Annotated in this window: 2 protein-coding genes; both read left to right on the top strand. The window is 42.6% G+C overall.

Annotated features, from left to right (window positions below; genetic code table 11):
• The first annotated feature begins 93 nt into the window (after positions 1-93).
• Complete coding sequence (htpG, locus tag MHM98_RS00010) at positions 94-2,010, top strand: molecular chaperone HtpG (RefSeq protein WP_239436944.1); 1,917 nt, start codon at positions 94-96, stop codon at positions 2,008-2,010.
• 368 nt (positions 2,011-2,378) lie between these two features.
• A partial coding sequence (locus MHM98_RS00005) for a cadherin repeat domain-containing protein (protein ID WP_239436943.1) occupies positions 2,379-12,182 on the top strand: 9,804 nt, incomplete at its 3' end.

Below are 12,182 nucleotides of genomic sequence, written 5' to 3'. Positions count from 1 at the left end.
GAAAAGCTGTGATAGTCCCCCATAACTAATGCTAAGCGTCGATTAAGTTAATCACACACGCATGATTATGTTAGTAAATTTTTGGAGTTAAGCATGTCAGAAACAACACAAACTCATGGCTTTCAAACGGAAGTAACCCAGATCTTACAATTGATGATCCATTCACTGTATTCAAACAAAGAGATCTTCCTTCGTGAATTGGTATCAAATGCAGCTGATGCTGCCGATAAACTGCGCTTTAAAGCGTTAGAAGATAATAGCCTATACGAAGGTGATGGCGATTTACGTGTTCGTATCGGTTTCGATAAAGAAGCACGCACCATTACGATTAGCGATAACGGTATTGGTATGTCACGTGATGACGTGATTAATCACCTAGGTACTATTGCTAAATCTGGTACAGCGGAGTTCTTTGCAAGTCTATCTGGCGATCAAGCAAAAGACAGTCAATTAATCGGTCAGTTTGGTGTTGGTTTCTACTCGGCATTTATCGTAGCAAACAAGGTTGTGGTTAATACCCGTAAAGCTGGTGAGTCAGCAGACCAAGCAGTGCGCTGGGAATCAGAAGGCAAGGGTAGTTTCGATTTAACGGATATCAGCAAAGAAGATCGCGGTACTGAGATTATCTTGCATCTTAACGAAGGCGAAGATGAGTTCTTAAACGATTACCGCTTAAAGCAAATTGTTGGTAAATACTCTGATCACATTTCAGTAAGCGTTGAAATGTTTAAAGAAGAAGTGGCTGAAGTTGAAGTAGAAGACGGTGACAATATTCCAGCTGTGCCGGCGCACTGGGAAGCCATCAACAAAGCAACTGCGCTGTGGACATTAAGTAAATCAGAGCTAGAAGATAAAGATTATCAAGAGTTCTACAAGCACGTTGCCCACGACTTCCAAGATCCATTAACTTGGGCCCACAACAAGGTAGAAGGAAAGCTTGAGTACACTAGCTTATTATACATTCCAGCAAAAGCACCGTGGGATATGTACAACCGTGAAGGCAACAATGGCTTAAAACTTTATGTGCAACGCGTATTCATTATGGATGACGCCGAGCAATTCATGCCAACCTACCTGCGTTTTGTTAAAGGTCTTGTTGATTCAAACGATTTACCGCTAAACGTATCGCGTGAAATCTTGCAAGAGAACAACATCACTAAACAAATGCGCAGTGGTTGTACAAAGCGTGTCCTACAAATGTTGGATAAGCTTGCTAAGAAAGACAGCGAAAAGTACCAAGGTTTCTGGAAAGAATTTGGCCAAGTACTGAAAGAAGGCCCTGCAGAAGATACAGCTAACAAAGAAGCTATCGCTAAGTTGCTGCGTTTTGCATCGACCCATAACGATACGGCAGAGCAGTCAGTATCATTAGAAGACTACATCTCGCGTATGCCAGAAGGTCAAGACGCGATTTACTACATCACTGCTGATAGCTTCCAAGCGGCTAAAAATAGCCCACACCTAGAGCAATTACGTGCTCGTGGTTATGAAGTATTACTGATGTCAGATCGCATCGATGAGTGGTTAATGAGCCACTTGACTGAATACAGTGAGAAATCGTTCCAGTCAGTGGTTAAAGCGGATTTAGACTTAGGTGAAGTTGATGATGAGACTAAAGCTAAGCAAGAAGAAGTTGAAAAATCACTAGAATCAGTGACTGAGCGTATTAAGTCAGTATTAGGCGATGAAGTGAAAGACGTTCGCGTATCACACCGTCTAACTAACACGCCAAGTTGTATCGTATCTGACGGTCAAGACATGACAAGTCAGATGATTAAACTGATGGAAGCTGCAGGTCAGCCGGTTCCACCAACTAAGTTTATCTTTGAGTACAACCCAGAGCATACGCTAGTTAAACATCTTGCAGATGAACAAGATGAAGCGCGTTTTGAAAAATGGGTAGACGTTTTATACCGTCAAGCACAATTGTCTGAGCGCGGCTCAATCGAAGATCCAGCAGGCTTCATTAATAAGATGAATGAATTGATGTTAGATTTAGCAAAACGTTAATTCATCGAAAAAACCGATAAAGAAGGCCACTAATAGTTTACTGTTAGTGGCCTTTTTGTTTGGGATGGTTTTAGGGATTAGATCTAATGCTTATCTAATCCGTTCTGCTTATTTTAAGGGCGATTTATTGCACTACGGGATCAGAGACTGTAAATTTAACTTACTGTTAAATTTAACAATAAATCCACTGGTACCAAATTAGACACTTCCTAATAAGATGAAATGACCTGTTTCGCCGTACTTATTAATTTGGGGGATTTATTAAATAATTAGTTTGACGTTGATAACTTAGCGTAATTGCTTATGGATAAGCTTCCTAGGTCATTGATAGTAAAGCTAATAATATTACTGAGTAAAGGATTCACCGCATGAGTAACTTCGTCATTCCTCAAAACGCTATGATCATTAGCGTTGAAAAATCTGCTGTAAACGAAGCAACTGAGCAAGCAATAAAAGTTGGAGATGTATTAGATTCTGGAACGGTCCTAGTACTTTATCCTGATACGCATTTCACCCTCATTTATTTAGATGGCACCCAAGAAACAATTAAGCCAGATTCAGCTCTCAGGTTAGATGCTAGAAATGACAATCAGGTCGAAGTAGATACTCAGCTCGAATCCCTCTCTTTAACCGCACAAGACTATGAAATATTAGATAAAGCTATCGAAGAAGAGACCGCCGCAGGCAATACTGTGTTGGCAAATAACGTTGGTAGGTATCTTGATTCTTTAAGGGATAATACTGTCATTGAAAATGACGAATCTGAAATTGCGCAAGGGTCAGATTTTGAGTCTATAGCCCAAGAAACGTTAAATCACGATGCGTTAACCTTCTCGGTTATTCAAAAGTCATATGAACCAAAGCTTACCGTTAATAATATGGACTTACTAGTGACCAATGGTCAGATTGTTGTTAGCGGTGACGTGGAGAACTTTCGACCTGGTTCGACAATTGAAATTGATTTTCTTGATGATTTCTTCGGTGGCGATACCTTCGACAATATCGAGATTAAAGCGGATGGCACTTTTTCACATACTTTTGAAAAAACAGACCTTATCAATGTAGAGCAAGGTGGAATATATCTAACAGTTAGTGTTATCGATAACGGGACTTCTGTAGCTTCAAAGGCAAAAGAAACTTACCTCGATTTCGAAGCGCCAAATAAGCCTGTTGTGTCCCTTGTTCAAGATACTAGTAGTGATGGGATTCTTAATGCAGAAGAATTAGCCGAACAAACACATATCAAGTTCTTGGTTGACCTGGATGGTACAGATGCTCAATCTGGTGATTTTCTAGAGATTAATGGGCAAAAGTTTACACTGACTCGACGTGATATTAATGCCAACGAATTAACCGTTGAATTACCACAGGCAGTAGCACAAGGGGTTGTCGCTACCAATATTGTTTTAGTCGATGCACAAGGAAACCGATCTGACCTCGCAGATTTAAAGAGTGTTACAGTTGATACTATTGCACCAGATCAAGCTGTGGTTGACCTAGGCAAAGCGCAAAATGGTTTAAGCTTAGAAGAGGCGACTAATGGACTAAATATATCTGTACGATTGCCTGATGATGCAGAAATTGGAGATTCAGTTAATCTGTCCGTCAAGCTCCCAAATAATGAAATTCTTCCGTTCATCACTACTATTTCTCAACAAGAATTGAATGCAGGGACTATCGAGTTTCCAATTCAAGCAGATTTGCTATTGCAACATGAAGGTGACATTGAGGTAGTCGCAACTGTTGTTGATATTGCTGGTAATCAGTCTCAACCTAGTGAGTTGGTGAGTTTTAACGCAGATTACTCCATTGGGCAATCACCGACTATCGAAGTATCAGAAGCGATTATTAATGGTATAAGTGCCAGCGAATCTTTGGCAGATGTCAAAGTTAAAGTTACTGTAGGCGACGGAGTCGAAGTTGGTGACTCCATTAAAATTACCGTTGAAAACAATGGCCAAAAAGAGAGCTTGATTTATCCAATTGTTAGTGAGGTAACAAGTGGTCAAAAAATTGAAGTCAGCTTATCTCCGACATATTTTCCACTTGAAGGTCGTTATCAAGTAAGCGCAACACTCAATGACGAAGTCGGTAATGAGAGTGCACAAAGTAATATTTTAGTTCTGTCTGTAGACAGACAAGCACCTGAATTACCACAGGTTATTATTGCAGAATTCGATAATTTTGGGGTTAACCAACAAGAACTCGAGGATGGTGTTACAACTAAGATTGTATTGGCTGCTGATACTCAACCGGGTGACAAGCTCACATTGACGCTTACTGATCCCAATGGCATAAAAGTCGGTGAGGTTAACTATGTAGTCAAAGAGACTGACAATGCAGGGGACGTCATAGAGTTAGACCTTTTAAAACAGCTATTTGAATCACAAGGGCGATATTTACTTACCACAACTATTGAAGATAAAGCAGGCAACATCAGTGCGCCAGACGATGACATAGTTATCAACGTTGATACTTTAGGTCCTGGTCGAGAAAAAGGAGTTGGTGGGACCGACTTGGCGCCCGTGATTACGCTAATAGAAACAGATGAGTTAACTGGTGATCGATATATTAATCGCGATGATTTTGACTCTATAGTAAATGGTCAAAATATTCCTTTACGAGTTGATCTTCCTCAGGGCACAAATTTTGGTGACTACCTAAGAGTAAATCTTAACCCTACTGAAGGTGGAAGTGAAATTGTGGTTGAATTCAATATCGGTCAATCCGATATTGTAAATGGTTTTGTAACTGTTGATCTTGGAATTAATGCTTTAACCGAGCTTACAAAAGACGGTGATTATGACATAAGTGCTATAGTCATAGATCGCTTAGGTAACGAAAGTATTCCAAGTCCTCTTGTAAATTTCACTTTCGATATCAACGCGCCTACCGTTGCACAATTTTCGATAATCGATGACGCGAGCGACTCTGATATCAGTCTTAACAACGGTGATTATTCTAATGATCCCTTGCCGTTGATTAACGGCGAAGGCGCAGAAAAAGGCGCATCAATTGAAATTTTCGACAAAAATGGCGAATCCATTGCTGTTGTTCCTGTAAATGACGATGGTAGCTGGCAATATCAGTTTATTGACAGCCTATCAGAAGGTGAACATCGATTTAGCACTATTCAAACCGACGCAGCTGGCAATGTCGGACCTAAAAGCGAGAGCTTTACCCTAAACATTGATTTAACACCACCAGGACAAAATGGCGGCGAGAATGGTGAAGTCGATAGCAGTGGCAACTATATTCGTTTTCAACAGGATGACGAATATATTAATGACAGCGAGGCCTCAAGTGTCAATTTGATTGGGTTTATCGAATCAAACGCCACGTTAAATAGTATCACTATAAGTGATGGCGTTAATGCAGATTTGACCCTCCCCGCGAGTAACATTTCAATAGTTGATGGTGTTATCAGAGTCTCAAGTGTTGATTTATCTGGATTTGCAGATGGCACGTTGACAGTTACCATGGATGTGACTGACCAAGCTCGTAATCAAGGCAGCGTATCAGACACCATTGTTAAGCATCCGACATTAAATTCCATCGGAGAAGCGACGGATATTGACGGTGATAAAAACATTGTAGCTAGTGACAGTAATTCAGGTACTTACACACAAATCCAAGTATTTGCAGATGACTTAGATGAAGACAAAGTAACTTATCAATTATTAGATGACTTAGATGGACTTTTAACTATCGATAGCAACGATGGGAAAATTTATCTAGGTGATATTAGTAACCTTGGTAATCAAGGTGATGAACATATTGCACAAGTGGTCGCTACGAGTAGCGATGGTTCAACCAGCACGCAGAGCTTTACTATTACTGTTGGTAGTAAGGCCATTGGCGAAGTTATCGACGAAGATACTTCAACCCATCCAGATGAAGATGGTAATCAAATTTCAAATTTCGTTTCTGAAAATGCACCTATTGGAACAGCCGTTGGAATCACTGCTAAAGCGATAGATGAAGATTCAACGGGTAGTGTTACCTATAAGCTGTCGCCAGCAGATTTAGCAAAAGGACTTTTTACCATCGATGCTGGTTCTGGTGTCGTAACCCTGATTGGAAACCTTGATTATGAAACAAATAAAACACACGACATCACAATAATCGCAACGTCGCCAGATAACACAACATCAAGCAATACATTTACGATTAATGTTGGTAACAATCAGTTTGGTGCTGGCGGTGAAGGCACTAAAGGTGATACTGACAATGCAGTGAGCGATGTTGTTGATAATGACCAAGAGATCAGCAGCTTAGTGTCTGAAAATGCTGAAGTTGGTACTTATGTTGGCATTACAGCTTTTGCTACTGATAAAGATGGCGATGCTGTTACTTACGCATTATCGCAAGCTGATATTGATGCTGGTCTATTTGCCATCGATAAAAATTCGGGCAAAGTGACGCTTACTGGCAACCTAGACTACGAAACTCAACAAAGCCACGATATTACCATCATTGCGAAGTCAGCAGATGATAGCTCTTCGACACAGACTTTTACCATCCGTGTCGGTGACAATAAAGCAGGTCTTGGTGGCGGTGAAGAAACTGGCGATAAAGATCGTCCTCTTGGTGAGATTATTGACATTAACAACGCCACTGATGGTCCTGTTTCTGAAAATGCTAATGCAGGCACTTTAGTTGGAATTACGGCGTTTGCCGAAGATCCTGATGGTGATAGTGTAACCTATAACCTTGCAACAGGTGGTGATAACGAGCTGTTTACTATCAACGAAACATCTGGTGTTGTAACGCTAGCTGGAAATTTGAATTTTGAAACTGCTCAGCAGCACACTATTACGGTTATAGCGACTTCAACGGATGGTTCAACGTCGCAAAAAGAATTTATCATTGCAGTTGGTGATAACGATGATGGCAATGGCGGCGGTGGTGATACCGACCATGCGGTTGAAATGCTACGTGATAACGACGCCCGCGAAAATATCATTTCAGAAAATGCGCCAGTTAACACCGAAGTTGGTATTACAGCGCTTGCCGAAGATAAAGACGGCGATGATATAACTTACCACCTATCGGATAAAGATATCGCCGATGGTGTGTTTGCCATTGACAGCCACACAGGTGTGGTAACGGCTATTGGTGAGCTTGATCATGAAACGCAAGATGAATACAGCATCTCGATTATTGCTAAATCTACTGATGGCTCAACGGCGACCGAAGATTTTGTTATCAAAGTTGGAGACAACAATGAAGGCATTGGCGGCGGCAGTGAAACAGGCGATAAAGATAATCTTATCAGCGACATTACCGATGCAGATCCAGAAAACCGCCCAATCTCAGAGAATGCATCAACAGGTACGTTAGTTGGCATTACAGCCAAAGCAACCGATGCCGATGGTGATGCCATTAGCTATGCGCTATCACCAGCCGATCAACTTGCGGGTATCTTTGCCATTGATAGTGATACAGGCGTGATCCGCCTAATTGGTGATTTAGATTTTGAGAGTGCACCATTACACGATGTTGTGGTGATTGCCTCGTCAACAGATGGTTCAACGTCAACCACAACATTTACCATTAACGTTGGTGATAACGACACTGGTCTTGGTGGCGGTAGTAGTGGCGGCGATACCGATAACGCGATTGGGCCAATTACTGATGATAATCCAGTTAACGATAAAGTCTCTGAAAATGCGAACATTGGCACTGAGATAGGCATCACAGCCAAAGCGGTTGATGCCGATGGCGACAAGGTGACTTATAGCTTGTCCGCTTCTGAGGCGGCGAAGGGGCTGTTTGCTATCGATGGTGATAGCGGCGTGATTACTTTAAAAGGTAATTTAGACTTTGAAACGGCCACTACTCATAGCATTGAAGTGATTGCCACATCAGAAGATGGCTCAACCAGTCAAAAGACCTTTAGTATTGACGTTGGTAATAATAACGAAGGTATTGGTGGTGGCGGCCAAGGTGGCGATAAAGATAACGCTATTAGTATTTTAAGCGATAAAGACAATCGCGATAATAGTGTGTCAGAAAATGATGAAGTCGGCACAACGGTTGGTATTACTGCATTAGCAACAGATGCGGATACTGAAGACTCTGTAACCTACGCCTTATCGCAAGCGGATATCGATGCAGGTCTCTTTACCATCGACAGTGAATCAGGCATTGTCACTATTGCTGGTAACCTTGATTTTGAAACTGCGGCATCACATACAGTGACTGTGATAGCGACTTCGACTGATGGTTCAACCAGCAGTGATAGCTTTACTATTAATGTCACAGATGCCGAAAGCGGTGATAAAGACCGCGCCGTTAGTCCGTTAAGTGATACGGACGATAGCGCTAATAAAGTCAGTGAAAACGCTGATATCGGCGATATTGTAGGTGTTACAGCCTTCGCCAAAGATGAAGATACCTCAGATACCGTCACTTATAGCCTGTCACAAACAGATATCGATGCAGGGCTCTTTGCCATTGATAGCACAACTGGCTTAGTAACAGTGGCTGGTAATCTTGACTATGAAACAGCAACTTCTCATGCCATTACAGTGATTGCACGCTCTGATGATGGCTCAACCTCATCTGAAACCTTTACCATCAACGTTGAGAATAATTTAGGTGGTGATAATGGCGGTGATACCGATAACGCCATTGGCGTGATTAGTGATATCGATAGCCGTGAGAGTAAGGTTTCAGAAAATGCGCCAGCAGGCACGGAGGTAGGCATTAAAGCTAATGCCATCGATAGCGATGATGGTGATGTGGTGACTTATAGCTTATCGGCAGCAGATATTGATGCCGGACTCTTTAGCATTGATAGCACCAGCGGTGTGGTAACGCTTATCGGTGATTTAGACTTTGAAACAGCTGAATCACACAGCATTACCGTGATTGCGCGCTCAAACGATGGCTCATCATCAACTCAAAGCTTTACTATTGACGTTGGCAACAACGAAGATGGCCGCGGCGGTGAAGGCTCAACAGGGGATACCGATCATGCGGTTGGCTCTGTTACCGATATAAATCTAGATGACAATGGTCCTGTGTCAGAGAACGCTTCTATAGGCACCGCGGTTGGCATTATCGCAAAAGCGATTGATGAAGATGGTGATGCCGTTACTTATCATTTATCAGATAGCGATATGGCAGCTGGTCTATTTGCCATTGATGCGACAAGCGGTGTTATTACCGTCGATGGCAATTTAGATTTTGAAACTGCCGAAAGTCATATCGTGACTGTGATTGCTCGCTCTGTTGACGGCTCATCAAGCAGTGAAAACTTCGTGATTAATGTGGCTGATAACCACAATGGTTACGGTGGTGAAGGTTCAACGGGGGATACCGATAACACGGTAGAAATGCTGCGTGATAACGATGCGCGTGAGAACATCGTTTCAGAAAACGCGCCTGTTAATACCCAAGTAGGCATTACCGCACTGGCTGAAGATAAAGACGGCGATGATATCACCTATCACCTATCAGATGCCGATATTGCCGATGGTATATTTGCGATTGATAGCAATACCGGTGTTGTGACAGTCATTAGTGACCTCGATTTTGAAACTAAGAACGAATACACCATTTCAATTACCGCGAAATCAGTTGATGGTTCAACTGCGACCGAAGAGTTCGTGATCAACGTTGGTAACAACAATGAAGGTATTGGCGGCGGCACGGAGACCGGTGATAAAGATAACCTTATCAGTGATATTACTGATATTGACCCAGAAGTACGCCCGATTTCAGAAAATGCGCCTATTGGTTCGCTTGTAGGTATCACCGCTAAAGCCACCGATGGTGACGATGAAGATACGATTAGCTATGACCTATCGGCAGCAGACGAGCTTACTGGGCTGTTTGCGATAGACAGTAGCACAGGGATAATCCGTCTTATCGGTGATTTAGATTATGAAACAGCTCAATCACATGAAGTGACGGTTATTGCCTCGTCAACTGATGGCTCGACGTCGACGAAAACCTTTACTATTGCCGTTGGCGATAATAACGAAGGCATTGGCGGTGGTGCTGAGCCGGGTGATAAAGACAATGCGGTGGGTGATATTACAGATGTTGATACCGTGCTTGAAGGCAAAGTATCAGAGAATCTAAGCATTGGCGAAAAAGTTGGTATTACGGCATTTGCCAAAGATGACGATGGTGATGTTGTTACTTACAGCTTGTCTGATAAATATGCAGATGCAGCGATGTTTGACATCGATCCAACGACTGGTGTTATCACGCTAACGGGGAATCTTGACTTTGAAACGAAACAAAGTCATACCATTGAAGTTATCGCTACATCGAGCGATGGCTCGACAAGTCAAAAAGACTTTGTAATTGAGGTTGGTGATAACAACGATGGCATTGGCGGTGGCACTGAAACCGGCGATAAAGATCACGGCTTAGGCGTGCTCATTGATAAAGACAATGGCGCGAATACAGTATCAGAAAATGCGCCGCAAGGCTCTGCAGTAGGGCTTATTGCCTTTGCTGAAGACGAAGATGGCGATACGGTAACCTATCGTTTATCAGCCTCTGATGTTGCCGATGGCTTGTTTGATATTGACACTGAATCAGGCTTAGTGACTGTTAAAGGCAATCTTGATTTTGAAACTACTCCATCCCATGATATTACAGTTATTGCCGAGTCAACGGACGGAACAACCAGTACAGCAGTCTATACCATTGCCGTAGAAGATGAAGGGTTTGACTTAGATCGCTCAGTGGGAGCGATTAGTGATACTGATGATGCGATTAACAGCGTGTCAGAAAATGCCGAGCAAGGAGATATTGTTGGCATCACAGCTTTTGCTGAAGACGATGATGTGTCTGATAGCGTCACTTATGCATTAGAAGCTGGCGGTGATAACGAGCTGTTTAGCATTGATGAAAAAACAGGCGTTGTGCGCGTAGACGGTAACCTTGATTTTGAAACAGCGCAATCCCACACTATTACTGTAATAGCAACCTCAACGGATGGATCAACCTCAACAGAAAGCTTTAGTATTGCGGTAGGGAATAATGCTGGCGGTGATGGCGGTGGTGATACTGATAATGCGGTAGGTCCAATTAGCGATACAGATTCGCGCGAGAGCAAAATCTCAGAAAATGCGCCGGCGGGTACCGAAATTGGTATCACGGCAAAAGCGACTGACGCCGATTTGGGCGACGTTGTTACTTACAGCTTATCTGAGCAAGACATCGCTGATGGTCTATTTGAAATCGATGCAACTTCAGGTGTTGTTACTCTCAAAGGTAATTTGAACTTTGAAGCGAATGAAAGTCACGACATAACAGTTATTGCACGCTCAAATGATGGTTCAAGCTCTGCTGAAACATTCACCATCGAAGTAGGTGACAACGACGATGGTCGTGGTGGTGAAGGCTCACAAGGTGATACAGATAACGCAGTTGGTGCGATCACTGATCTTGACCCAATCAACGATAAAGTCTCAGAGAATGCCACTGCTGGTACAGAAATTGGCATTAAAGCATTTGCAGAAGATGAAGATGGCGACGCTGTCACGTATTCACTCGCCCCAGAATCACAAGCCTTGTTTGCCATTGATGAAACAAAAGGGGTTATTACCTTAATTGGTAACCTAGACTACGAAACGGCCCCATCACATGCTATTAAAGTGATTGCAACGTCGGCTGACGGTTCAACAAGTCAAGAAACCTTTGTGATTAATGTCGGCAATAATAACGAAGGTATTGGTGGCTCAGGTGGTGATACTGACAATGCTATTGGGCTAATTAGTGATCTTGATAATAGAGATTTAACTATTAATTACGATGCTCCTGCTGACAGTGAAATTGGAGTGCAAGCATTCGCTAAAGACCCAGACGATGGTGACATCGTAACTTATAGCTTATTTGGACAAAGCAACAATCAATTCAGGATTGATAGTCAGTCAGGAATCGTGACCGTAAAAGAAAATTTTGCTCCTGATGAGACAACGATTGATATTAATGTGATGGCGACATCGTCCGACGGTTCAACTTCAACTGCAACGTTCTCAATTAGGGTCAATTTACCAGTTGGTGAAGTCAACGACATCGACGGTTTCGATGGCAAGATTTCAGAGAACGCGCCAGCGGGTACCCAAGTGGGTATTACGGCCAAAGCGACTGACCCGAACAATCAAGACGTGAGCTACAGCTTAGAGGGCACAGCGACCAACCAA

Source organism: Psychrobium sp. MM17-31, from assembly GCF_022347785.1.
Classification (GTDB): Bacteria; Pseudomonadota; Gammaproteobacteria; order Enterobacterales; family Psychrobiaceae; genus Psychrobium.
This window is presented reverse-complemented; position numbering and strand designations above follow the sequence as displayed.